This window comes from Micromonospora sp. NPDC050980 (assembly GCF_040653835.1).
GTDB lineage: Bacteria > Actinomycetota > Actinomycetes > Mycobacteriales > Micromonosporaceae > Micromonospora.
On record NZ_JBFAGS010000001.1, the window covers coordinates 1 to 22,704 of the forward strand.

Annotated in this window: 22 protein-coding genes and 1 tRNA gene; 11 read left to right on the top strand and 12 right to left on the bottom strand. The window is 72.7% G+C overall.

Translation table 11 applies throughout. From position 1 onward, the window contains the following. Positions 1-573: 573 nt before the first annotated feature. Positions 574-1,269, top strand: coding sequence for a winged helix-turn-helix domain-containing protein (locus tag AB0H28_RS00005; protein WP_358031932.1), 696 nt, complete (start codon positions 574-576; stop codon positions 1,267-1,269). Between the two features lie 77 nt (positions 1,270-1,346). Then, positions 1,347-1,418, top strand: a tRNA-Arg gene (locus AB0H28_RS00010). Positions 1,419-1,778: 360 nt separating this feature from the next. Here the strand turns inward: AB0H28_RS00010 and AB0H28_RS00015 are convergent. Next, on the bottom strand, positions 1,779-1,970 hold the full coding sequence (locus AB0H28_RS00015) for a hypothetical protein (RefSeq protein ID WP_358033889.1): 192 nt from the start codon (positions 1,968-1,970) through the stop codon (positions 1,779-1,781). A gap of 322 nt (positions 1,971-2,292) precedes the next feature. Between AB0H28_RS00015 and AB0H28_RS00020 the strand changes: the two genes are divergently transcribed. Continuing rightward, on the top strand, positions 2,293-2,955 hold the full coding sequence (locus AB0H28_RS00020) for a hypothetical protein (RefSeq protein ID WP_358031934.1): 663 nt from the start codon (positions 2,293-2,295) through the stop codon (positions 2,953-2,955). 54 nt (positions 2,956-3,009) lie between these two features. Here AB0H28_RS00020 and ligD read toward each other — a convergent pair whose 3' ends face one another. Then, complete coding sequence (ligD, locus tag AB0H28_RS00025) at positions 3,010-3,969, bottom strand: non-homologous end-joining DNA ligase (RefSeq protein ID WP_358031937.1); 960 nt, start codon at positions 3,967-3,969, stop codon at positions 3,010-3,012. 156 nt (positions 3,970-4,125) lie between these two features. Here ligD and AB0H28_RS00030 point away from each other — a divergent pair, with 156 nt between their 5' ends. The 3 genes from AB0H28_RS00030 to AB0H28_RS00040 are packed head-to-tail and all read left to right on the top strand — an operon-like array spanning position 4,126 to position 7,345. After that, on the top strand, positions 4,126-4,533 hold the full coding sequence (locus AB0H28_RS00030) for a helix-turn-helix domain-containing protein (protein WP_358031941.1): 408 nt from the start codon (positions 4,126-4,128) through the stop codon (positions 4,531-4,533). Between the two features lie 45 nt (positions 4,534-4,578). Beyond that, entirely contained in the window at positions 4,579-5,124 is a 546-nt protein-coding gene (locus AB0H28_RS00035) for a TetR family transcriptional regulator (protein WP_358031943.1), read from the top strand. Positions 5,125-5,161: 37 nt separating this feature from the next. Continuing rightward, complete coding sequence (locus tag AB0H28_RS00040; RefSeq protein WP_358031945.1) at positions 5,162-7,345, top strand: MMPL family transporter; 2,184 nt, start codon at positions 5,162-5,164, stop codon at positions 7,343-7,345. 53 nt (positions 7,346-7,398) lie between these two features. Here the strand turns inward: AB0H28_RS00040 and AB0H28_RS00045 are convergent, their stop codons facing one another. After that, the gene (locus tag AB0H28_RS00045; protein WP_358031948.1) at positions 7,399-8,655 is read right to left on the bottom strand and encodes an erythromycin esterase family protein; all 1,257 of its coding nucleotides are present in this window, start codon (positions 8,653-8,655) and stop codon (positions 7,399-7,401) included. Between the two features lie 90 nt (positions 8,656-8,745). On the opposite strand from AB0H28_RS00045, the gene AB0H28_RS00050 reads away from it, so the two are divergent. Further along, positions 8,746-8,940 (top strand): DUF2795 domain-containing protein, encoded by a 195-nt coding sequence (locus tag AB0H28_RS00050; RefSeq protein WP_358031951.1) that lies wholly within the window; start codon positions 8,746-8,748, stop codon positions 8,938-8,940. Positions 8,941-8,973: 33 nt separating this feature from the next. On the opposite strand, the gene erm is transcribed toward AB0H28_RS00050, so the two are convergent. From erm to AB0H28_RS00065, 3 genes are all read right to left on the bottom strand, one after another. Continuing rightward, on the bottom strand, positions 8,974-9,774 hold the full coding sequence (gene erm, locus AB0H28_RS00055) for an ErmE/ErmH/ErmO/ErmR family 23S rRNA (adenine(2058)-N(6))-methyltransferase (protein ID WP_358031954.1): 801 nt from the start codon (positions 9,772-9,774) through the stop codon (positions 8,974-8,976). Positions 9,775-10,186: 412 nt separating this feature from the next. Continuing rightward, entirely contained in the window at positions 10,187-10,309 is a 123-nt protein-coding gene (locus tag AB0H28_RS00060) for a hypothetical protein (protein ID WP_358031957.1), read from the bottom strand. A gap of 45 nt (positions 10,310-10,354) precedes the next feature. After that, positions 10,355-11,251, bottom strand: coding sequence for a Gfo/Idh/MocA family oxidoreductase (locus AB0H28_RS00065; RefSeq protein WP_358031960.1), 897 nt, complete (start codon positions 11,249-11,251; stop codon positions 10,355-10,357). Between the two features lie 149 nt (positions 11,252-11,400). On the opposite strand from AB0H28_RS00065, the gene AB0H28_RS00070 reads away from it, so the two are divergent. Next, positions 11,401-11,796 carry a hypothetical protein gene (locus AB0H28_RS00070; RefSeq protein ID WP_358033763.1) on the top strand — a complete coding sequence of 132 codons (396 nt, stop codon included), beginning with the start codon at positions 11,401-11,403 and terminating at the stop codon, positions 11,794-11,796. Then, complete coding sequence (locus tag AB0H28_RS00075) at positions 11,789-12,208, top strand: hypothetical protein (RefSeq protein ID WP_358031963.1); 420 nt, start codon at positions 11,789-11,791, stop codon at positions 12,206-12,208. The genes AB0H28_RS00070 and AB0H28_RS00075 overlap by 8 nt, the downstream gene beginning before the upstream one ends. Before the next feature lie 144 nt (positions 12,209-12,352). Here the strand turns inward: AB0H28_RS00075 and fabG are convergent, their stop codons facing one another. Beyond that, positions 12,353-13,111 (bottom strand): 3-oxoacyl-ACP reductase FabG, encoded by a 759-nt coding sequence (gene fabG, locus AB0H28_RS00080; protein ID WP_358031966.1) that lies wholly within the window; start codon positions 13,109-13,111, stop codon positions 12,353-12,355. 56 nt (positions 13,112-13,167) lie between these two features. Next, positions 13,168-14,820, bottom strand: a complete 1,653-nt coding sequence (locus AB0H28_RS00085) for an alpha-amylase family protein (RefSeq protein ID WP_358031969.1) — start codon at positions 14,818-14,820, stop codon at positions 13,168-13,170. 53 nt (positions 14,821-14,873) lie between these two features. Between AB0H28_RS00085 and AB0H28_RS00090 the strand changes: the two genes are divergently transcribed. After that, on the top strand, positions 14,874-15,467 hold the full coding sequence (locus AB0H28_RS00090) for a DUF1349 domain-containing protein (RefSeq protein WP_358031972.1): 594 nt from the start codon (positions 14,874-14,876) through the stop codon (positions 15,465-15,467). A gap of 76 nt (positions 15,468-15,543) precedes the next feature. Next, the gene (locus AB0H28_RS00095; RefSeq protein ID WP_358031975.1) at positions 15,544-16,206 is read left to right on the top strand and encodes a DedA family protein; all 663 of its coding nucleotides are present in this window, start codon (positions 15,544-15,546) and stop codon (positions 16,204-16,206) included. A gap of 10 nt (positions 16,207-16,216) precedes the next feature. On the opposite strand, the gene AB0H28_RS00100 is transcribed toward AB0H28_RS00095, so the two are convergent. The 4 genes from AB0H28_RS00100 to lysX all read right to left on the bottom strand — a co-directional run bounded on the left by AB0H28_RS00100 (position 16,217) and on the right by lysX (position 22,545). Beyond that, positions 16,217-17,602, bottom strand: coding sequence for a carbohydrate-binding protein (locus AB0H28_RS00100; protein ID WP_358033766.1), 1,386 nt, complete (start codon positions 17,600-17,602; stop codon positions 16,217-16,219). Between the two features lie 114 nt (positions 17,603-17,716). Continuing rightward, positions 17,717-18,460: a membrane protein insertase YidC gene (locus tag AB0H28_RS00105; protein WP_358031978.1), complete on the bottom strand. Its 744-nt coding sequence runs from the start codon at positions 18,458-18,460 to the stop codon at positions 17,717-17,719. A gap of 323 nt (positions 18,461-18,783) precedes the next feature. Beyond that, positions 18,784-19,047, bottom strand: coding sequence for a DUF6412 domain-containing protein (locus tag AB0H28_RS00110; protein WP_358031980.1), 264 nt, complete (start codon positions 19,045-19,047; stop codon positions 18,784-18,786). Between the two features lie 186 nt (positions 19,048-19,233). After that, a complete protein-coding gene (gene lysX, locus AB0H28_RS00115; protein ID WP_358031983.1) occupies positions 19,234-22,545 on the bottom strand; it encodes a bifunctional lysylphosphatidylglycerol synthetase/lysine--tRNA ligase LysX in 3,312 nt (1,103 codons plus the stop codon). Positions 22,546-22,704 lie beyond the last annotated feature (159 nt).

Sequence of the window (22,704 nt, forward strand, 5' to 3'; positions counted from 1 at the left end):
ACCACCGCCGAACCGGACATCCCACCCCGCCCCGGACCATCCAGCACGACACCACCGCCCGCCCGCACCTACGCAGACCGCCACTCAACCCTGAAGCACCACGGATGCCCCACGCCCCGCACCCACCACGTTCCACCCGTCGCCCGCCGACCGCGCGAGTGGAGCGCTATGGGTGTCTCGGGGCCGCCCAGACACCCACCACGTTCCACCCCCCGCCCACCGAGCCCGCAAGTGGAACGCCAGGGGTGTCTCAGGCCCGCACAGACACCCATGGCGTTCCACCCCCCGCCCACCGAGCCCGCAAGTGGAACGCCAGGGGTGTCTCAGGCCCGCACAGACACCCATGGCGTTCCACCCCCCACCCGACGAGCCCGCGAGTGGAACGTGGTGGGTGTCTAGGCCCGCAGCGGGCATCACGACGCCCCGCCCGAGCCCGCAACGGCAGGCGGGACCGGCACTGTTGTCCGATATGCGGCTTTGTAACGGTTTGGGGTTAACGAGCCATTGCGGCGCTCTGAGAAGTTTCTCTATACATATCGTGACCGGTTATGGTTCGGGCTCGTTGCGCAGGACGTGGGGGTTGCACTCAGAGACGCAGGGCGGTCGGTGACCAGCTGGTGCCGACGCCACACCATCGGCGGTGACGGAGCGGTGGCAGCCGTCCGTCGCGGACTGCGGCAGGGCGAGCCGGGAACGCTCAGCCGCGAACAGGAACTCGAACTCATCGACGTGCTGCGGGGCGTCCACCCGGACGGGTTCGGGATCGACGAGGAACTCTGGACGCGGCAGAGCCTGACCACGCTCATCGAGCGCCGGTTCGCGCTGGCCCTGGACGCCGGCACCGTCGGGGCGTACCTGCGGGCCTGGGGGCTCGGGCCGCGCGAGCCGCGCGAGCGGGCCTGCGGCCTCTGCGTCGGCGCGGTCGAGCGGTGGGTGCGCAGCGAGTACCCCGCGATCACCCGGGCCGCGCAGGAGCACGCCGCGGAGGTCTACTGGATCGGCCGGGTGCGGCTGCGCGGCACCATGCCGGCCGCCGACGTGGTCTCGGCGGTCTCCGCACGGGGCCGGGTGCGGTTCATGGTCACCACACCGTCGGTGGACCCGCCGCTGCCCCGGGACTTCGTGCTGCGGCTCAGCGGCGCCGAGGAACGCGCCGTGCACCTGATCGTGGACGGCTCCTGGCCGCGCAACGAGTGGCCCCGTCGGCTGCCCCGGCGCATCGCGCTGCATCCGCTGCCGAGCTGCGGTCGCGCCGTCGCCGCGGCGTGACCGGTGAAGATCGACTCCCCGGGCGATACCGATTCGGTGATCCGGGAAGGGGTTTGCTACTCTTCTCGGGTCGCTGAGCCCCCGTAGCTCAGGGGATAGAGCACCGCCCTCCGGAGGCGGGGGCGCAGGTTCGAATCCTGCCGGGGGCACCTAGAACATGGAACGGGTTTGACCGACAGGGGCGGACGCCAACGCGTCCGCCCCTTCTGTTTCGCGTTCAGGCTGGCGCTGCCTCGGAACGACAGGGGCCTTGCCCGTGGCGTCGGCAGCAGCCTGGCTGATGACGTTGGCAGCGCCCAGCGCCCGTCGATAACCACGACGTAGTCGTTTGTGCTGTTCAGGGCCGGTTCCGATGTTTGTGGTGCCCTGCCGGGGCACCTGAGCTGACCAGCACGAGCAGGCCCCTGACCGGGCGAAAAGCGGTCAGGGGCTTTCATCGTGTGTCCGGCTGTCACCGGCCCGTGGCGACGTCTGTGCCACATGCGCGCCACGGGACCTGGCGGCCCGCCTCAGCCGCGCCCGAGCGCTCTCTCGATGCGCTGCCGCAGTTCGCCGAGCACATCGGCGACCGGGGCGACCTCGCGGGTCTGCTCGTCGGGCTTGGGCAGCGTCGCCGCGACCTGGCGCAGCGCCACAGCGCGGGCGACGATGCGGGCGGCGACGGTGGACAGACACCGCACCACTTTGACATCCGGCTTCACACTCGCAGCCTCGGCACATAGAGTGCGCCTCCGCGAGAAGTTCCCGTTGGCGGCTGTCGCAAAGGCAGTGTTGGACGCCCAGCTCGTCGTCAGAGCATCAGTGAAGATCGCGCCGGGCGCGCGCCGCCCCGCAGTGGACAAACCGGGATCTGCAGCTCTGTGCGGCAGGAAGATAGGCGGGATCTGGCGGTAATGGTTGATTACCCGCATCCCATTGGCGTAGGTTCACACCGATCCACTCTAGGGTGGCCGATCGCCGCAATCATGTTGCGGCGTGAGAGTTGAATCGGCGTGGTGTCCCACCATTGACACAGGAGGGTAAGTGAAGTTTTGGGTGCTCTTCCGGATACTGGCTGCCCTCGCCACGGTCGCCATCATCTTTTCCTGGGCAACTCGCTTCGGGCAAATTATGCATGACCTGGACCGAGGCTGGCAGACTTGGGCCAGCCAAGCCACGCTGGGCATATCCGCCTTTTTTGTCTTCTTCTTCGCGCTGCTTTCGATACCCTTCGAGATCTACGTCCTACGCAAGCGGAGAGCTTGGCATCTTTATGCGAGTGTAACCGTGATCGGGTTCAGCTTGATCATGGCAGGAAGCGTCTTGACAACTCCGCCGGAATTAACTACCGACCATGAAATCTCATCCGCCCTGGATCGCAACGACAGAATCGTGGCCGCCGGGTACGAATTTGTTGCAACATACTATACATTCTGGTTCTTTTCCATTTTTATCACTGCCTTTATTTCGATATTTTCGCCCAGCCGGAGGAGTCACCACGGCAATGTTTCCCCTGGGGTTGAGGCGGCGCTCGACGCGGGACCCACAATCGCCTATCTTGGGCTACTACTAGGCATGGTCAGTGTCGTCCAGGGCTACAAGTCGAATGAGGGGCCCGAGCAGCTGTTCCTGCCTGCAGCCCTTGGACTGGTATTGATTTTTTCGGTATGGATTGCGTTCGCAGGCTATCGCCGATCGCGCAGTTGACAGTAAGAGATGGGGGGCACCAGAAGACGTCGGCGCCCGGGCTTTCGCGTCGGCTCACCCGGCCTCGCGCCGCGCCCTCGCCCGGCGCTTGCCCTCGTGCATGGCCTGGACCCGGGCCACCGGGATGCCCCGTCCCTCGTCGACCAGTTCCGCCGGCAGCGACTGCGGGGCGGGCAGCGCCTCCGCCCACGGGTCCCGCTCGCCGAGCAGCGCGGGCGCCGTCCGCACGGTGAAGTCGGCCGGGGTCGCCGACTCCAGATCCGCCCAGCCCACCGGGTACGACACCGGCGTGCCCGGCCGGATCCGGGGGCTGTACGCGGCCACCACTGTCGCCCCGTACGCCCGGGTCGAGTCGACGAAGACCCGGCCACCCCGGTCGGCCACGATGAACGCGGTGGTGGCCAGCGCCGGGTCGAGCCGTTCGGCGCGGGCGGCGAGCGCCCGGGTCGCGGCGGCGGCCTCCTCCGCCGTGGTCGCCGGCTGCACCGGGACGATCACGTGCAGGCCCTTCGCCCCGCTGGTCTTGACCGCGCCGGCCAGCCCGGCGTCGGCGAGCGCCTGCCGCACCAGCAGCGCGACCCGCACCGCCGCGCCGAACGAGTCGCCCTCCGGCGGGTCCAGGTCGAGCACGAGGTGGGTCGGGTGCTCGGCCTGTCCGGCGTGGGCCAGTGGGGCGTGGTACTCCACCGCGCGCTGGTTGGCGAACCAGAGCAGCGTGCGCCGGTCGTCGCAGAGCGCGTACGAGATGCGCCGGCGCGACGCCTCGGCCCAGACCTCGGCGCGGCGCACCCAGTCCGGCGTGTACTTCGGCAGGTTCTTCTGCATGAACGGTTCCTGGCCGGGCCGCACCCGCAGCACCGACAGCGGCCGGTCGCGCAGCTCCGGCAGGATCCGGCCGTGCACCGCGTCGAGGTAGTCGACCAGGTCCCGTTTGGTCGCCCCGGCGGAGTCGAACAGCGGCTGGTCCAGGTTGGTCAGCGACACCCCGTCGCGGGTCTCGTCAGCGGCGCCCATCCGCCCACCTTCCCGGGCCGCGCCCGCCCCGGCAACCCCGACACGACGGACGGCCCCGCCCGGGCGCCCGGGACGGCGGCACCCGGCACCCCGTCGGCGCCGTGGGCGCGTTATGTTCGCCGGGGCCACGTCGGGGCCGGGCGGTAGGGAGGCGCGGTGGGTTTCCAGGACGACAGGTGCGCGCCCGCTCCGGCCGACCGGACCGCCTGCACGGTGCGGGAGGCGTTGGACCGGGTCGGCGGCAAGTGGAGCATCGGCATCCTCATCGCCGCCTCGGCCGGTCCGGTCCGCTTCACCGAGCTGGAGCGCCGGGTGGAGGGGATCAGCCGGCGGATGCTCACGTTGACCCTGCGCAACCTGGAGCGCGACGGCCTGTTGGTTCGGCACGTGCACGCCTGCGTGCCGCCGCGGGTGGAATACACCGTCACCCCGATGGCCCAGGAGCTGTACGAGTCGCTGGTCGCGCTCACCCGCTGGGCCGAGCGGCACCGCGACTCGATCAGCGCGGCTCGGGCGGCGTACGACCGGGAGCACCCTGTGGCGAAGCCCACGCAATCCTGCTGACCGATCGGTCAGGTGCTGACCGATCGGTCAGGCATGCTGGAGGGCATGGCGCGCGCTACCCCGGCCACCCACGACGAGCTGCTCACCGCCGCGGCCCGTCGGTTCGCCGTCACCGGCTACAAGGGCACCTCCCTCCAGGACATCGCCCGGGAGGTGGGCTGCTCCAAGGCCACCGTGCTCTACCACTTCGCCAGCAAGGACACCCTGCTCTGCGAGCTGATGGCACCCGCCATCGCGGTGCTGGAGGAACTCGACGCCCGACTCGCCGACCTCACCGGCGCCGAGGCGCAGCGGGTCGCCGCCGAAGGCTTCGTCGACCTGGCGGTCCGGTTCCGCCGGGAGATCGCGCTGCTCCGGGGCGAGTTTCCCGACCTGCTCCAACAGCCGGCGTTCGCGCACATCCAACAGATCTCCGAACGGCTGATCGCCGCCTTCGCCGGCTTCTCCGACCGGCCGGCGGCCCGCATCGCCGCGCTCGTCGTGCTGGCCGGCATCGCCGAGACGTGCGGCGAGTTCCTGGACATCCCCGACGAGGAGCTACGACCCGCGCTGCTCGCCGTGGCGCACCGCGCGCTCGAACCCACCACCTGATCACACTGTCGCAAACCCCGAGGACGAAGGAAGGTCCATGGCGACCCTGCTGTACCGGCTCGGCCGGGCATCCCTGCGCCGACGGCGAATCGTCGCCGTCGTCTGGCTCGTCGTACTCGTCGGTCTCGGTCTGGCCGCGGCCACGCTGCGCGGCCCGACGGCGAGCAACTTCACCATGCCCGGCACCGAGTCGCAGAAGGCGATCGACCTGCTCGCCGACCGGTTCCCGGCGGCCAGCGGCGCCACCGGCACCATCGCCGTCAAGGCGCCGCAGGACGGCGCGCTCACCTCGCCCGCCGGTCAGGCGCTGGTCAAGCAGGTCACCCAGGAGGCGGCGACCCTGCCCGGCGTGGTCGGCGCGATCGACCCCTACCAGGCGCAGGCGATCACCCCGGACGGCCGGTACGCGCTGATCCAGGTGCAGTTCGACGGCCGCGCCGACGACGTGACCGACGAGCAGCGCGACGCGTACGAGAAGGTCGGTGCGCAGGCCGAGGCGCAGGGCTGGCAGATCGCCCCCGGCGGCGAGGTGCTCAACGGCGAGCCGGAGGTCGGCTCGACCGAGGCGCTCGGTGTGCTGGTCGCGGCGATCGTCCTGGTCATCACGTTCGGTTCCCTGGTGGCCGCCGGAATGACCATGCTGAACGCGCTGATCGGCGTCGGCGTCGGCATGGCCGGCCTGTTCGCGCTCAGCGGCGCGGTCGAGCTGACCAGCACCGCGCCGATCCTGGCGCTGATGCTCGGCCTCGCGGTCGGCATCGACTACTCGCTGTTCATCACCTCCCGGCATCGGCAGAACCTCCTCGACGGGCTCTCCCCGGAGGAGGCGGTCGGCCGGGCGGTCGGCACCGCCGGCTCCGCCGTGGTCTTCGCCGGCGCGACAGTGGTGGTGGCGCTGGCCGGCCTGGCCGTGGTGGGCATCCCGTTCCTCACCGTGATGGGCCTGGCCGCCGCCGGCACCGTCACCGTGGCCGTGCTGGTCGCGATCACGCTGGCCCCGGCGCTGCTCGGCTTCGCCGGCCGTAAGGTGCTGCCGCGCAAACTGCGCAACCAGGAGGCCGTCGCGGACCCGGGCATCGGCTCGGAGGACCGCTCCGGCTTCGGGTTCCGCTGGGCGCACTGGGTGACCCGGTTCCGCATCCCGGTGATCCTGGTCGGGCTGCTCGGCCTCGGCCTGCTCGCGGTCCCGTCCCAGGACATGCGCCTGGCGCTGCCGGACGCCTCCACCGCCGCCGAGGGCACCCCGGCCCGGGTCAGCAACGACCTGATCCGGGAGGGCTTCGGCCCCGGTTTCACCGGTCGGCTCGCGGTCGTGGTCACCGCCGACTCGCCGCAGGCCACCCAGGCCGCCGTGCCGCAGGTCGCGTCGCTGATCCAGAAGACCGACGGGGTGCTGGCGGTGGCCCCGCCGCAACTCGACCCGTCCGGCCGCACCGCGCTGCTCGGCGTGATTCCGAAGACCGGGCCGACCGACGAGAAGACCGAGGAGCTGGTGCACGACATCCGCCGGCAGGTCGGCGGCATCGGCAACGCCGAGGTGCTGCTCACCGGCGTCACCGCGATCGGCATCGACGTGTCGGAGAAGCTCTCCGCCGCGCTCCCGGTCTACCTGCTGCTGGTGGTCGGCCTGTCCGTGCTGCTGCTGATGCTGGTGTTCCGGTCGATCCTGGTGCCGGTCAAGGCGGCGCTCGGTTTCCTGCTCACCGTGGCGGCCACGTTCGGCATCACGGTGGCGGTGTTCCAGCAGGGCCACCTGGCCGGCCTGCTCGGCGTGGACACGCCGGCGCCGCTGGTCAGCTTCCTGCCGATCCTGCTCATCGGCATCCTGTTCGGCCTGGCCATGGACTACGAGGTCTTCCTGGTCTCCCGGATGCGGGAGGACTACGTGCACGGTGACACCGCCCGCCAGGCCACCATCAACGGCATGGGGCACGGCGCCCGGGTGGTCACCGCCGCGGCGCTCATCATGATCTCGGTGTTCGGCGGCTTCGTCTTCCTGGACGACCCGATCATCAAGTCGATGGGCTTCGCGCTCGCGATCGGTGTCGCCATCGACGCGTTCGTGGTCCGGATGACCATCGTGCCGGCGGTGATGTCCCTGCTGAACAACGCCGCCTGGTGGCTCCCGCGCTGGCTGAACAAGATCCTGCCCAACGTGGACGTCGAGGGCGAGGGCCTCCGCGCCCACCTCGCCACCCGCGAGCCCGCCGAGGTGAAGTGAAAGGAGGGGCCCCCGGTTAACGCCTGGCGTATAGCAGGGGGCCCCTTTTAACATCACACCCCGGCCGGGTACGTCTCCATCTCGCCGGGAGTGACCAGCGCGGGCAACGGGTGCAGGGCGGTCGTCTCGTCGCACCAGACGAACGCGTCGTACCGCTCCCCCAGCCGGGTCGGCACGTAGTTGCCCCAGGACTCGAAGCTCGGGTCGTACACCACGCCGACGGCCCGGTGGTCAGCCTCGCCGGTCACCCAGTCCGGTTCGTCCGGGCCGCCGAACACCAGCACCGCCCGGTCCGGCATCAGCTCGTGCAGCCGCTGCTCGACCGACCCCGCTCGGGCCGGCGGCACCACCATGGTCTCCGCCGGCGAGCCCCAGCGCGGCGCGGCGATCACGCTGCCCCGCCAGCTCCCGAAGCCGATCAGCGCCACCGCGTCCCGGCCGTGCCGTTCCCGGGCGAGCTGCCCGATATTGACCATGCCGTCCGCTGCCATCTCGGTGGCCCGCGCGTCGCCGACGTGCGTGTTGTGCGCCCACACGACGCCCCGCGCGTCCGGCCCGTAGCGGTCCAGCAACCGGTCCAGCGTGTCGGCCATGTGCACGTCGCGGACGTTCCACGACTCCGGTCCGCCGCCGACCATCGCCCGGTAGTACCGCTCCGCGCCGGCCACCACCTCCGCGTTCTGCCAGGCCGCGAAGCGGTCCGGGCCGTCCGCGGCGGCCTGTTCCCGGGTACGCGCCAACAGCCGCACCACCTCCTCCTCGCACCGGGCGGAGACGAACCGGCTGGCCGTCCCGTACTCCTCGACCTGTTTGCCGTACGGCTCGAAGCAGCGGTACGCCTCCTGGGCCGCCTCCAGCGAGGCCGGATCCTCCTCGCCCAGATAGTCGAAGATGGCCTGCATCGACTCCCACAGCGAGTAGACGTCGAGGCCGTGGAAGCCGGCCCGTGCACCCTCGGCGCGCTCCAGGTTCCAGGCCCGCAGCCACCGGCAGAACCGGGCCACCTCGGCGTTCGCCCACATCCAGGTCGGCCAGCGTTCGAACCGTTCCAGCGCGACGAGCGGATCGGCCAGCCCACCCGGCGCATGCACCACGGAACGGTGCACCCGGTCGCAGTCCGGCCAGTCCCCCTCCACCGCGACGAAGTCGAATCCCTGCTCGGCGATGAGCCGGCGGGTCAACTGCTCCCGCAGCCGGTAGTAGTCGTAGCTGCCGTGCGTCGCCTCGCCGATCATCACGACGCGGGCGTCCCGGACGCGTTCCAGCAGCGGGTCGAAGTCGCTCGGCGCGCCGAGCCGCTGTACCAGCATGTGCGCGGCTACCCGGGCCCCGGCGGGGCAAACCGTCGGCCGGACGGCGGGCTCGGGCATGGGCTTCCGCGCAGGGGGTAGCCGCGCGGCATGACCGTCACCGGCGCGCAGTTGCGGGAGTTCCTGACCGGGCTCGACTACCCGGTCTCCCGGGAGGATCTGGTCCGCTGGGGTCAGGAGAACGGCGCCAGCACCGAGGCGCTCCAGGTGCTCCGCACGTTGCCGGCCGAGGAGTTCGACACCCCGGCCGAGCTGGGCGAGGCGCTGGTCGCCCTGCCCGACTGAGCGGGCCCCACGGGTGCGGGGCCCGCCCTTCGCTCAGCGGTGGGCGTGCAGTAGGCGGAACAGCACCAGCCACTGCTCGGGCCAGACCAGCCCGACCGGGGTGTCCGGCGCGATCCGGGCGGCGCGCAACGCGCCGTCGACCCGCCGGCCCGGGTGGACGGCACGCAGCGAGGCCGCGAGCGAGCCGCCGACGCCGCCGAAGCCCAGCTCCACCATCCTGCGGTACGTGGGCAGCGCGTCCGGCGCCAGCAGCGGCACGGCCCGGCGCTCCACGCGCAGGATGCCGCCGTCGACGGCCGGCACCGGCCGGAACGACTCCCGGGACACCCGGCCGGCCAGCCGCCAGTGATGGTGCGGCCAGGTGAGCACCGTGAGCCGGCTCCACCGGCCGCGGTCACCGGCGCGTTTACGGGCGTAGTCGAGCTGGGTGAGCAGCGTCGCCGCGCGCAGTCCCGGCGCGGCCAGGCACCACCGGACCACCGCGGCGGTCAGCGACCACGGGATGTTGCCGGCCACCGAGAACGGCTCTCCGGGCGGGTGCGCGGCCAGGAAGTCGGCCGCCCGCACCTCGACGTGCGGCAGCGGTGCGCAGGCCGCGGCCAGGTCCGGCAGCACGGCCGGATCGATCTCGTACGCGATCAGCCGGCCGCAGCGCGCGGCGAGCGGCCGGGTCAGTCGGCCGCGCCCGGCGCCCACCTCGATCAGCAGGTCGTCCGGGCCGGGCCGGGCGGCGGAGACCATCCGGGCGACGGCCGCCGGGTCGGCGAGGAAATTCTGGGACAGTACGCGACGGGACCGGTCGCGTACGGTGTCACGGTGTCGGCGGGGCGCCATGGGTTCGTCCTGTCTGTCGCCGGACGGCGACGGGTACGGACCGCTGCGTGGTGTCCACACCGGCGCCCATCTCGGCGGCACCCCGGCAGGGCGTCGCCGGGCTCGACGGGCTCGACGGGCTCGACGGGCTCGACGGGCTCGACGGGCTCGACGGGCAGTGTGGGTCGGTGGGCAGGCGGTCCGAGCGGATCGGGACTCGGACGGCCCTGGATGGTGGTCGGGACGCTGACCGGTCGGACCACCGCGCCACTTCCCGGGGGAATGGCGGGGTCCGGGCGCACCCGATACCCCCACCTCGGGGAGGTGGCGTCACGACCCGGCCCGATACCCCCACCATGGAGAAGTGGCGGCCACCGGAGGTGGCGTGGGTTGCGGGCGGTTGAGCCGGTAGGGCTCGGGGCCGGTGGTCGGATCAGGCGCGGCGGTCAGCGTCCCGGCCGGCCAGGGCCGGGCGCCGGACCCGCGGGCGGGCGACCAAGAGGAGCCCTCGCGCGGCCGGCGCGACGGCCACGTCGATCAGGGCATGCGTGAACATGCCGGCCAGACTAGCGGCGTACCGCCGCGCCCGCGACGGGATTTCCTACAGCCCGACCGTGCGTCCCTGCGCCCGGGCGGTTTCGGCGGCGTCCAGCACCGCCACCACCTCGCGGCCGAACCGGACGTCGCAGCGGTGGTCGCGGGTGCCGGCGTCCACTTCTTCCAGCAGTTGGTCCAGCGCGGCGCCGAACGCCTGCAGCACGCTGCCGTCGCCGGGCGGCGCGGTCTCGGTGCCGTTCTCGCCGAAGAAGACGAAGTCGCGGGTGACCGCCTCGGCCGGCGCGTCGAGGGTGAGCGAGAGCGAACTGGTCGCGCCGCCGTCGTGGGTGAGCAGCAGGTGCACCAGGCCGCTCGGCCCGTCCATCGCGGCGACGCGGGTGACTCGGCCGAGCACCGGCAGGATCAGCGACAGCGCGTGCGGGCCGATGTCCCAGAGCGCGCCCCGGTCGCGCCGCCACTGGGAGTCGCCGTACGGATTGCCGGGCTGGTAGATCGAGGCGAACATGGTGGCCCGGGCGTGCTGCCAGCCACCGGCCGCCGCGGTCGAGGCGAGGAACCCCGTGACGTTCGGGTGGAAGCGTTGGGTGAAGAAGACGATCGAGGCCACCCCGGACGCCTGGACCGCGTGAGCCACCCGGTCGGCGTCGGCCAGGCCGAGCGCCAGCGGCTTGTCCAACAGCAGGTGCCGCCCTGCGGTGGCGGCCCGGACGGCGATGTCGGCCTGCACGTCCGGTGGGAGCGCCACGGCGACCGCGTCGGCCGCGTCGAGCAACGCGTCGACCTCGGTGAACGCCGGTACGCCGTGCCGTTGGGCCAGCGCCTCCGCCTTCGCCGGGTTCCGCCCCCACACGCCGACCAGCCGGGCCCGCGGGTGCGCGTCGATGGCGGCGGCGTGCGTTTCCGCCGCCCAGTGACCGGTGCCGAACAACCCGAACCGCACCGCGACCCCCTGCCGTCGTCGTGGGCCGCCGGCGTACGCCGGGACCGTGATCCACGCTAGTCGCCCGGCCCACCCGGCGCGCCCCGACCCGGCCGGAGAGCCGCTACTACACGGCTTAGTAGGCTGGGTCGGTGAACGACACTGCGTCGATGACCAGCGCGGCGGCGACCGGCTCGCCGGTGGACGGGTTCCTCGCCACGCTCGCGATCGTGCTCTCGCTGGCGGTCGCGCTCTGGGCCCTGGTGGCGGCGGTACGCCACCGCCCGCCGGACCGGGTCCAGTTCGCCGGCCTGGCCGTGCTGGAGGTGGCGCTGCTGGCGCTGACCGTGGTGGCGCTGGTCGCGCTCGGCGGCGGCGACCGGCCAGGCGAGCCGGGGGCGTTCTTCGGCTACCTGGTGACGCTGGTCTGCCTGCCGCCGCTGGCCTGGGTGCTGGCCCGGATGGAGCCGACCCGGTGGGGCTCGGCCATCGTCTGCGCGATCTGCCTGGTCACACCGGTCGTGGTGGTGCGGTTGCAGCAGACCTGGGAGGTCGTCGGTGGCTGAGGCCGATACGCGGGAGCGTGCCACCAACCGGGGCCCGGGCCGGCTGTTGATCGCGGTCTACATTCTGTTCGCCATCGCGGCGACCTCGCGGGCCGGGTTGCAGATCGCCACGAAGTTCGACGAGGCTCCGGTGGCGTACCTGCTCTCCGCGCTGGCCGCGCTGATCTACATCGTGGCGGCGGTCGGGCTGGCCCGGGCCGGGCACGCCGGCCGCCGGGTGGCGCTGGCGTGCTGCTCGGTGGAGTTGGTCGGGGTGCTGGCGGTGGGCGTGTTGAGCATCGCCGACCCGGAGCTGTTCCCGGACGAGACGGTCTGGTCCGACTTCGGCAGCGGCTACGGCTACATCCCCCTGGTGCTGCCCGCACTCGGCCTGCTCTGGCTCCACCGCACCCGCCGCCCCTCCCCAAACTAACCCCCCACCCCCACCCCCACCCCCCACCCCCGCACCCCGCCTCTTTCGCGGAAATAGTGGCCATGGAACGGGAAATGGCCCCTCTTTCCGTGAAAGAGGGGCCATCCCGGCGGGGGGGGGTGGGGGTGGGGGTGGGGGTGGGGGTCAGTCCTTGGGGCCGCCGGCTACGTAGATGACCTGGCCGGAGACGAAGGATGCGCCCTCGCCGGCCAGGAACGAGATGGTGTGCGCGACGTCCTCCGGACGGCCGGTGCGGCGCACCGGGATCTCGGCGGCGGCGTGCTGCTGGAGCGCGTCGAAGTCGACCTTCATCCGGGCCGCCGTGGCCGCGGTCATGTCGGTGACGATGAAGCCCGGTGCGACCGCGTTGACGGTCACCCCGTACGGGCCCAGCTCGATCGCGAGGGTCTTGGTGAAGCCCTGGAGGCCGGCCTTGGCGGCCGAGTAGTTGGCCTGCCCCCGGTTGCCCAGCGCCGAGGTGCTGGAGAGGTTGACGATCCGGCCCCACTTGCGCTCGACCATGTGCTTCTGCGCGGCCTGGCTGAACAGGAACGCGCCGCGCAGGTGCACGCCCATGACCGTGTCCCAGTCGGCGTCGGTCATCTTGAACAGCAGGTTGTCGCGGAGCACGCCGGCGTTGTTGACCAGCACGGTGGGCGCGCCCAGCTCGGCGGCGACCCGCTCGACGGCGGCCTCCACCTGGGCCCGGTCGGCCACGTCCGCGCCGACGCCGAGCGCCCGGCCGCCCGCGGCCACGATGCCGTCCACGGTCTCCTTGGTGGCGGACTCGTCGATGTCGACCACGGCGACGGCCATGCCGTCGGCGGCCAGCCGGCGGGCGGTGGCCGCGCCGATGCCGCGCGCGGCTCCGGTCACGATGGCGACGCGGGGCTCCTCCGACATGATTACCTCCCGGTAACTTGGGGTCGATCGAAGGAGCCTACCCGCGCACGCCGCCGTCAGAGGTCCCGGCCCCGACAGAGCCGGATCCAGCGGTAGCCGTGGCCGGCGAGCTTGAGCCGGTCGAGCTTGCCGACCTCCTCGTAGTTGCGGTCGGTCAGCACGTCGATCGGCAGGTCCGCCTCCGGGGCCAGCGTGCTCAGGTCGACCTCCACGTCCTCGGTGCCGAGGTTGTGCAGGAAGACCATGGTCCCGGTCCGCCCGTCGGCCCGGTGCGCGAGCACGCCGGCCGGCACCGGCACGTCGATGTGCGTGGTGCTGCCCGAGCCGATCTCCGGGGCCTCCCGCAGGGTACGGATCATCCGCTCGAACCACCCCAGCAGCGAGCGCGGGTCCTTGCGCTGCGCGGTGACGTTGACCTGCTGGTAGCCGAACTCACCCTTGTCGATCACCGGGCGGACCAGCTTCTCCGGCTCGGCGGTGGAGAAGCCGGCGTTGTCCTTGTAGGACCACTGCATCGGGGTACGGATCGCGTCGCGCCCGTCCAGCGACAGGTCCTCCCCCATGCCGATCTCCTCGCCGTAGCGCAGCACCGGGGTGCCGCGCAGCGAGAACTGCAGCGCGTACGCCAACTCGATGTGCCGGCGGTCGTTGCCGAGCATCGGGGCGAGCCGGCGGCGGATGCCCCGCCCGTAGAGCTGCATGTTCTCGTCCGGCCCGAACTTGGCAAGCACGTCGTTGCGCTGGTCGGCGGTGAGCCGGGACAGGTCGATCTCGTCGTGGTTGCGCAGGAACGTGGCCCACTGCCCGCCGGTGGGCAGCTTCGGGGTGTCCCGCAGCGCGTCGATGATCGCCTCCGGGTCCTGCCGGGCGAGCGCGAGCATCAGCCGGCCGTTGAGCATGAAGTCGAACAGCATGTGGATCCGGTTGCCCGAGCCGGCGGCGTCACCGAAGTAGACCGGCAACTGGTCCGGCTCGACGTTCGCCTCGGCCAACAGGGCCGCGTCACCGCGCCGCCACTGCACGTGCTGGCGCAGGTCGGTGAGGAAGTCGAAGTCCTTGTCCGCGTTCGGGTTGCCCGGTTCGGTCTTCTCGATGATGAACGGCACGGCGTCCATCCGGAAGCCGGAGACGCCGAGCTGGAGCCAGAACGAGGTGATCTTCTTGATCTCCGCCCGGACCTTCGGGTTCTCGATGTTGAGATCCGGTTGGAACTTGTAGAAGCGGTGGTAGTACCACGCCTTGGCGGTGCGGTCGTAGGTCCAGGTCTCCTCCTGCTCGCCCGGGAACACCATGCCCTGCTGCCGGTCGGCCGGCTCGTGGTCGGCCCAGACGTACCAGTCGCGGTACGGCGAGTCGGGCGAGGAGCGGGCGGACTGGAACCAGGGGTGCTGGTCCGAGGTGTGGTTGACCACCAAGTCGATAATCACTCGGATGCCCCGGTTCTGCGCCTGGTGCAGCAGCTCGGCGAAGTCGCCGAGCGTGCCGAGCCGCGGATCGACGTTGTAGAAGTCGGTCGCGTCGTATCCGTCGTCCTTGTTGGGCGAGGGGTGGATCGGGTTGAGCCAGAGGCAGGTCACCCCCAGCCGAGCCAGGTAGTCGAGCCGGCCGATCAACCCCTGGAAGTCACCGACCCCGTCGCCGTCGGAGTCCGCGTACGTGTCGACGTCGAGGCAGTAGACGACCGCCTCCTGATACCACCTGTCACCCATGCGGGGACTACTTCTCCGATCGGCCGATCCGGCAAACCCGCTACGGTGCCCGCATGAGCGAGGGAGCTTCCGACTGGTCCGCCGGTGCGTGGCTGAACCCGCCGGAGCGGGCCGACGCCGTCGACGGCGGGCTGCTTGTCGAGCCGCGTGGCGGCAGCGACTTCTGGCGGCGCACCAGCTACGGCTTCGTGCACGACGACGGTTCGGCGCTGCTCGCGCCGTTCGCCGTGGACACCGCGGTCGAGGTGTCGTTCCGGCTCGACTACACCGCCCAGTTCGACCAGGCCGGCGTGCTGGTGCGGGTGGACGAGCGGCGGTGGACCAAGGCCGGCGTCGAGGTGAGCGACGGCGCGCCGCAGGTCGGCGCGGTGGTGACCGACGAGTTCTCCGACTGGTCGGTGGCGCCGGTGCCGGACTGGTCGGGGCGGGAGGTGACGGTCCGGGTGAGCCGGGCCGGGGACGCGTTGACCGTCCGGGCCCGGGCGGACGAGGAGCCCTGGCGACTGGTGCGGGTGGCGCCGCTCGACCCGGCGGCCGAGGCGACGGCCGGGCCGTACTGCTGCTCGCCGAGCCACGGCGGCCTGCTGGTCCGCTTCACGGGGTGGCGGCGGGGCCCGGCGGACGCGGGGTTGCACCCGGAGGGTTAGCCCGGTCACGCCGCGGGTGTGAGCCGGGTCGGGTCGGGTAGTACCTCCTGATCTCCGACCCCTGGAAGGACCGCCCATGGCCTTGGCCCAAGACGTCGATCCGAACCAGTTCACCGGGCTGACCGGGTGGGTGGCGAGCGTGATCGACTCGCTGGGCGCGGTCGGGGTGGCGCTGCTGGTGGCGCTGGAGAGCATCATTCCGCCGATCCCGAGCGAGATCGTGCTGGCGATGGCGGGCTACCTCGCCGCCGAGGGCCGGTTCAACGTGGTGGTGATCGTGCTGGCGGCGACCGCCGGTTCGCTGCTCGGCGCGCTGGTGCTCTACTGGCTGGGCGCAGCGCTCGGCGAGGACCGGCTCAAGCGCTGGCTGGACCACATCCCGCTGGTGGACCTGGACGATCTGGAGAAGGCGGACCGCTGGTTCGAGCGGCACGGCCGGTGGGCGGTGCTGATCGGCCGGGTGGTGCCGGTGGTGCGCTCCCTGGTTTCCGTCCCGGCCGGCGCGAACCGCATGCCGCTGGGCGAGTTCATCCTGCTCACCACGCTGGGCAGCGGGGTGTGGAACGCGGTGATCGTGGGCGCCGGCTTCCTGCTCGGTTCGCGCTGGAAGGACGTCGACCGCTACAGCCAGTGGTTCAACTACGCGATCTTCGCGGTCTTCGCGGTGATGATCGTGAGCTGGGCGGTGAAGAAGGTACGCCGGCGGCGCGCCCGGCAGTCGGTGACCGCCGGGCGCTGACCGCGTCGACTCAGCGCCGGAAGGTGAACCAGTTGACGTTGACGAAGTCGGCCGGCTGCCCGCTGTTGAACGTCAGGTAGACGGTGTGCCGGCCGGTCACCGCACCGACGTTGCCGGGCACCGAGCGCCAGGTCTGCCAGCCGCCGGTGTTGCCGACCGCGAAACTGCCGATCGGCGTCGCGGTCGGGCTGTCCACCCGCACCTGGACCAGGCCGCTCACCCCGGCCGCCGCGCCGGAGGCGACCCGGGCCACGAAGTCGCGCGGCGGCGTCGAGCCGAAGTCCACGTTGTCGTAGCGGGCCCAGTCACCGTTGGCCAGCCAACCGATGTCCTGCCCGCCCTCGGCGCACGTCTCCACCTGCACGCCGTTCTGCGCGTTGAACGACTCGGCCTGGATGGTGGCGTACGCGTTGCGCACCCCGCCGGGCGGCGGCGTGGTCGGCGTCGGCGACGGGTTGCCGCCGCCACCCCGGGAGTAGACCGCCACGTAGTCGACGAGCATGGGCCGGCCGGACACGGTCGCCGCGGTCGGCGTGGCCGAGCCGGCCACTCCGTTCGGGAAGCCGCCGCCCATCGCCACGTTCAGCAGCAGGAAGTAGCCGGCATGGTTGGTCATCTGGCCCCAGTACGGCTCACCGACCTGGCTCTGGGTGACGGTGTGGAAGAGCTGGCCGTCGACGTACCAGCGCAGTTGCTGCGGGCTCACCGAGGTGTCCCACTCGAACCGGTAGGTGTGGAACGCCGACTGGCAGGTGCTGCCCGGGCAGGCCCGGGAGGCGCCGCGCCCGTTGAACTCGTCGCACGGGCCGCCCGGCGCGACGCCGCAGTGCAGCACGCCCCAGACCGAGTTGATCCCGTTGACGTTCTCCATCACGTCGAACTCGCCGATGCCCGGCCAGTTCTGGTAGTTGCCCCGGTAGTGCGAGCCGAGGGCCCAGAACGCCGGCCAGTAGCCGGCCGCCGCGGCGCCGGTCACGTTGGGCATCTGGATCCGGCCCTCGATCGCCAGCACGCCGCCGCTCGGCGGCTTGAAGTTGCTGCGTACCGTCTCGATCCGGGCCGAGGTCCACCGGCCGGCGGCGTCCTTCAGCGGGGTGATGCGCAGGTTGCCGCCGCCGTCCTGGGCCAGGTTGGCGGTGCTGGAGGTGTAGGTCTGGATCTCGCCGGTGCCCCAGTTGGCCGGGCCGCCCGGATAGCTGGTGCCGGTGTCGACGATCCAGTTGGCCGACGAGGGCAGCGTGCCGGCCGCGCCGGTGAAGTCGTCGCTCCACACCAGGTTCCACCCCGAGGGTGGTGCCGGGACGGCTGCCTGCGCGGTCATCGAGACGCCGGCGATCGCGGTGGTGGCGGCCAGCACGGCGGCGGCCAGGCCGAGCCGGCGGCGGGAGCGGGACATGGCGGTGGGGGCGGCCGGGGCCGCCGGTGTCGGGTTCATGCGGGTGCCTCTCTGCGGGGACGGGGCGGAGAGCGCTCTCTGAGAGCGATTTCTACGCTCCCGCCCCCGCATTTGTCAACGCTTGTCGATGGCCGCCGGCTGCGGCCGGCGCAGCAGGCCCTGCTCCAGTGCGGTCCACGCGGTGGTGGTGACCAGATAGAGCACCGCCGCGAGCGGCACCACCAGGGCGACCAGCACGGTCCCGAACGGCAGCAGCGGCAGCAGCCGGCCGAGCACCGCCGCGCCCGGACCGTCGACCGGCGCGCCCTCGACCGTCCCGGTGGCGGCGGCCAGCCGACGTGCCCGACGGGACGACCACCAGGCCAACGCCAACAGCGCGGCCAGCAGCACCCCGAACACCACCGGCACGCCACCGGCCAGCCCGTCGCCGAGGTGCCAGCCCAGCGGTACGCCGGCCAGCCGCTGACCCAGCAGCTCCGGCGCGCCGTCCCCGGTGGCGAAGACGCGGTACATGACCAGGAAGAACGGCGCCTGCAACAACGCCGGTAGGCAACCCGCGACCGGGCTGGCCCCGGCCCGTCGGTAGAGCCCGAGCAGCTCGCTCTGGAGGCGGGCCGGGTCGTCGGCGTGGCGGCGCCGGAGTTCGCGGATCTCGGGCGCCAGCGCCGCCCGGCGCCGCTCCCCGCGAATTTGGGCCACGGTGAGCGGCGAGATCAGCAGCCGGACGCCGGCGGTGAACAGGACGATGGCGGCGGCCGTCGCGGTGCCGCCCGTGAGCGGGACGAGCGCGCCGGCGAGCCACGTGACGACGATCGCGGCGGCCGAGGCCGCACTGTGCAAGGGTGCGAAGGCGAGCATGGGTAGACCCCTCGGTCCGATTCCGGATGCCCCGGGCGGGACGGTGCGCCACGGCGGGACGGATGACGGCGGAAGCGACCACGAGCCACCTGGGAGGCCCGACGGGCGTCACCCCGGCCTCAGGCGCGCCATCCGACGGGCTGACGGCCCGCTCTCAGGCAGACGGACGCGGGCCGGACCGGCGGACGCCGCCGCGCTCCTGCGCGGGGTGCCCGTCGGGAACCGACACGGGCCGAAGTGCCCGCCGGAGGAACCGACACGGACCTGAGTGCCCGCCGGAGAGACCGACACGGGCCGGAGTGCGCGTCGCCGGTGCGGCGTGACTACGCGGTCGAGGGGCGCAGGCCCGGGGCCCGGGGGCGCGGGCGCCCCGGGGCGTCCGGATCGACCTGCCGGGGCACCCGGCGGTTGCGGGCCCGGGCCCGCAGCACGGCGGCATGGCGGGAGCCCGGCGGCGTGGGCAGCACGCGAACCCGCAGCGCGATCACCGTGGCCAGCAGCAGCGCGGCGACCACCGCCGCGCCGGCCAGCAAGCCGGCCGGCCGGTCCGCGAACAGGGTGAGGGCATACACCCAAGCCCCGGTCACCAGCCCCAGCATCCCCACCACACGACCACCCTAGAACGTCGTGTCACGCCGTGCAGCCCCGTGACCACCAGCTCGGCGAGGTGGCGGCATCCACCCCGCCACGACCCCGCCACCTCGCCGAGCTGGCGAAGCAACCGCCCGCCGGGCCGGACGGTCAGACCGGGCCGGACGGCGGGCGGAAACCGGTCAGGAGGACTCGCGCACCAGCGGAAAGGGCAGCGTGTCCCGGATCGAGCGGCCGGTCAGCAGCATGACCAGCCGGTCCACGCCCAACCCCAGGCCACCGGTCGGCGGCATCGCGTACTCCAGGGCGGTGAGGAAGTCCTCGTCCAGCTCCATCGCCTCCGGGTCGCCGCCGGCCGCCTGCAACGACTGCGCGGCCAGCCGCCGCCGCTGCTCGGTCGGATCCACCAGCTCGGTGTAGGCCGTGCCCAGCTCCATCCCGAACGCCACCAGGTCCCAGCGCTCGGCCAACCGCGGGTCGCACCGGTGCTGGCGGGTCAGCGGCGACACCTCGGTCGGGAAGTCCAGATAGAACGTGGGCGCCTCGGTGCGCGCCTCCACCAACCGCTCGTACAGCTCCAGCAGCACCGCACCGGCCGCCCAGCGCGGGTCGTACGGCACCCCGGCCGCGTCGCAGTGCTTACGCAGCACGGCCAACTCGGTGTCGGCGGTGACCTCCTCGCCCAGCGCGGCCGAGATCGCCTCGTGCACCGTGACCGCCGGCCACGCCCCGCCCAGATCGACCAGCCCACCGCCCGGCCGGCGCGCCACCGGCGTGCCGTGCACCGCGGTCGCCGCCGCCACGATCAGCTCCCGGGCCAGCTCGCGCATGTCGTGGTAGTCGGCGTACGCCTGGTATGCCTCCAGCACGGTGAACTCCGGGTTGTGGGTGGCGTCCACGCCCTCGTTGCGGAACGCCCGGCCCAGCTCGTAGACCCGCTCGATGCCGCCCACCGCGAGCCGCTTCAGATACAACTCCGGCGCGATGCGCAGACTCAACCGCAGGTCGTAGGCGTTGCTGTGGGTGACGAACGGGCGGGCGTTCGCGCCGCCGTGCACCCGCTGCAGGATCGGCGTCTCCACCTCCAGGAACTCCCGGTCGGCGAGCCCGGCGCGCAGGCTGTGCAGCGTCGCGCCGCGTGCCCGCAGCAGCTCCCGGGCCCCCGGGTCCAACGCCAGGTCGAGGTAGCGCTGCCGGACCCGCGCCTCCGGATCGGCCAGCCCGTGATGCTTGCCCGGCAGCGGGCGCAGGCACTTGGCGGTCAGCTCCCAGCTCGCCACCCGCACCGACACCTCGCCGCGCCGGGTCGCGTAGACCTCGCCGGTCGCGCCCACGTGGTCGCCGATGTCGACGGTCGACCGCCACCGGTCCAGGTCGTGCTCCAGCAGGAGCTGGAGGTCGCCGCTGCCGTCGCGCACGGTGACGAAGAGGAGGCGGCCGTGGTCGCGGACCAGCAGCACCCGGCCGGCCACCCCGACCGTCTCGCCGGTGCCGGTGTCCGGGGCCAGCCCGGCGTGCCGCTCGCGCACCGCCGCGCAGCTCGCCGTGCGCGGGTAGCCCACCGGGTACGCCTCGACGCCCGCCGCCCGCAGCCGGTCGAGCTTCGCCAGGCGTACCCGGATCTGCTCCGGCCGGCGCGCGGCGGGCGGCTCCGGCGGCACGGCCCGGACCGCGGCGGCGGTCGGCGGCACGTAGCCGACCCCGCCGCCGGCCGGCGGCACCCCGTGCAGCGGAGCGGGCCGGCCGCCGGGCAGGGCCAGGAAGCCCTCCGCGGCCGCCGCCGCGAGACCGACCCGGGCCAGTTCCCGGCGCTCGGCGAAGCAGAGGTAACGCGGCGTCCAGTGCGGCTGGTACTTCGCGTTGGAGAGGTAGAGCGACTCCAACTGCCACCAGCGGGAGAAGAACAACAGCGTGTGCCGCCAGGCGCGGATGACCGGGCCGGCGCCGATCCGCGCGCCCTGCTCGAACACCGAGCGGAACGCGGCGAAGTTGAGCGACACCCGGTCGACGCCGAGGCGCCCGCCGGCGGCCAGCAACGCGGCCACCATGAACTCGGTGACCCCGTTGTCGGCGGTGGGGTCCCGGCGCATCAGGTCGAGCGACACCCCGCGCGTGCCCCACGGGCTGAACGAGAGCAGCCCCCGCACCCGGCCCGCACTGTCGCGCGCCTCGACCAGCACGCAGTCGCCGTCGGCCGGGTCGCCGAGGCGGCCCAGCGCCATCGAGAAGCCCCGCTCGTGCCCGGTGTCGCGCCACGAGGTGGCCAGCGCGGCCAGCCGGGCCAGCTCCGCCGGCGGGATCTCGGCGTGCCGGCGGACCGACGCGGTGTAGCCGGCCCGCTCGACCCGGTGCACCGCCTGGCGCACCGGCCGCATGTCCCGGCCGTCCAGGTCGAACTCCCGGGTCAGCAGGATCGCCTCGTCGCCGAGCTGGAGCACCTTCAGGCCGTGCCGGTGGTACGCCCGCGCGCCGGCCTCGCTGGCGCCGAGCACGGCCGGCGTCCACGCGTACGCCCGGGAGTGCTCCAGCCACGCCTCGATGGCCGGACCCCACGCCTCCGGGTCGCCCACCGGGTCGCCGCTGGCCAGGCTGACGCCGTTGACCACCCGGTAGGTGAGCGCGGCCTTGCCGCTGGCCGAGAAGACGGCCGCCTTGTCCCGCCGGGTGGCGAAGTAGCCGAGCGAGTCCCGCTCGCCGTGTCGGGCCAGCAGTTCCCGGATCCGTTCCTCCTCACCGGCGTGCAGCACCGCGTTGGCCCGCTGCGAGCGGACCAGGGTGAACAGGGCGGTCAGGAACGCGGTCGCGCCGAACGCGCCGAGCAGCAGGTTGACCCAGCCGGGCGCCTGCCCCCGCCGGGTCACGTCCAGCGTGACGGCCCCACCGAAGACCTTCTCCACCGCGTAGCCGAGCCGGTCCGACCAGGTGTGCAGGCTACCCGGCTCGACCAGGAGCAGCAGGTAGCCCAGGGGGACGAAGACGGCCACCAGACCGGCGAGGACGCCCAGCGCCCGCCAGGTGCTGCCGGGCCGGACCCGGGCGTAGAACTCCCGCCGGGCGGCCACCAGCAGCGCCACCGCGGCGGCGGCGAACGCGATGCCGACCCAGACGCCGATGGTCTCCAACGTGCCGAAGAGCCGCTGGCCGGCGGCGTGGTTGAGCTCGTTGGCGCCGACCATCAGCAGCAGCACGCCGGCCGCCAGCCCGACCACGAGCGTGAGGCTGAAGTAGACCAGCAACACCCACCAGGCCAGCCGCTTGCGCCGGCGGGCCGCGGCGGCCAGCGCGCCGAGGAACACCGCGTACGCCAGGTTCGCCGGCGCCGGCACCAGCAGCGCGTCGATCGCGGTGCGGACCGGCTGCACGTCGGCGGCCACCGCACTGCTCAACGCGGCGAGCGCGCACAGCGCGGCGATCACCGCGAGCAGGATCGCGAAGCCGCGCGGAACCTGGGCGCGGATTCGCGTCACCGTCCGCGACGTGCTGTTGGACGCCACCGCGACCTCCTCCGCTGCCGGCGGCGGCCGCCGGGCCGGCTCATCGTAGACCCGTGTTCCCTTGCCCGGCCGCCCCTCGACGGTCCTCCCGGCGGGTGAGCCGGGCGGGTGAATCGGGCCGACACGCCGTCCGGTGCGTTTCCCGGCGTCGACACGGTG

What these genes read in the sequence shown, in the direction of transcription:
- ligD (WP_358031937.1), bottom strand. Translation starts at nt 3,969, where the DNA reads ATGGGCGCCGCTGACGAGACCCGCGACGGGGTGTCGCTGACCAACCTG.
- AB0H28_RS00035 (WP_358031943.1), top strand. Translation starts at nt 4,579, where the DNA reads ATGGCGCGCGCTACCCCGGCCACCCACGACGAGCTGCTCACCGCCGCG.
- AB0H28_RS00040 (WP_358031945.1), top strand. Translation starts at nt 5,162, where the DNA reads ATGGCGACCCTGCTGTACCGGCTCGGCCGGGCATCCCTGCGCCGACGG.
- AB0H28_RS00045 (WP_358031948.1), bottom strand. Translation starts at nt 8,655, where the DNA reads ATGCTGGTACAGCGGCTCGGCGCGCCGAGCGACTTCGACCCGCTGCTG.
- AB0H28_RS00050 (WP_358031951.1), top strand. Translation starts at nt 8,746, where the DNA reads ATGACCGTCACCGGCGCGCAGTTGCGGGAGTTCCTGACCGGGCTCGAC.
- erm (WP_358031954.1), bottom strand. Translation starts at nt 9,774, where the DNA reads ATGGCGCCCCGCCGACACCGTGACACCGTACGCGACCGGTCCCGTCGC.
- AB0H28_RS00060 (WP_358031957.1), bottom strand. Translation starts at nt 10,309, where the DNA reads ATGTTCACGCATGCCCTGATCGACGTGGCCGTCGCGCCGGCCGCGCGA.
- AB0H28_RS00070 (WP_358033763.1), top strand. Translation starts at nt 11,401, where the DNA reads ATGACCAGCGCGGCGGCGACCGGCTCGCCGGTGGACGGGTTCCTCGCC.
- fabG (WP_358031966.1), bottom strand. Translation starts at nt 13,111, where the DNA reads ATGTCGGAGGAGCCCCGCGTCGCCATCGTGACCGGAGCCGCGCGCGGC.
- AB0H28_RS00085 (WP_358031969.1), bottom strand. Translation starts at nt 14,820, where the DNA reads ATGGGTGACAGGTGGTATCAGGAGGCGGTCGTCTACTGCCTCGACGTC.
- AB0H28_RS00090 (WP_358031972.1), top strand. Translation starts at nt 14,874, where the DNA reads ATGAGCGAGGGAGCTTCCGACTGGTCCGCCGGTGCGTGGCTGAACCCG.
- AB0H28_RS00095 (WP_358031975.1), top strand. Translation starts at nt 15,544, where the DNA reads ATGGCCTTGGCCCAAGACGTCGATCCGAACCAGTTCACCGGGCTGACC.
- AB0H28_RS00100 (WP_358033766.1), bottom strand. Translation starts at nt 17,602, where the DNA reads ATGTCCCGCTCCCGCCGCCGGCTCGGCCTGGCCGCCGCCGTGCTGGCC.
- AB0H28_RS00105 (WP_358031978.1), bottom strand. Translation starts at nt 18,460, where the DNA reads ATGCTCGCCTTCGCACCCTTGCACAGTGCGGCCTCGGCCGCCGCGATC.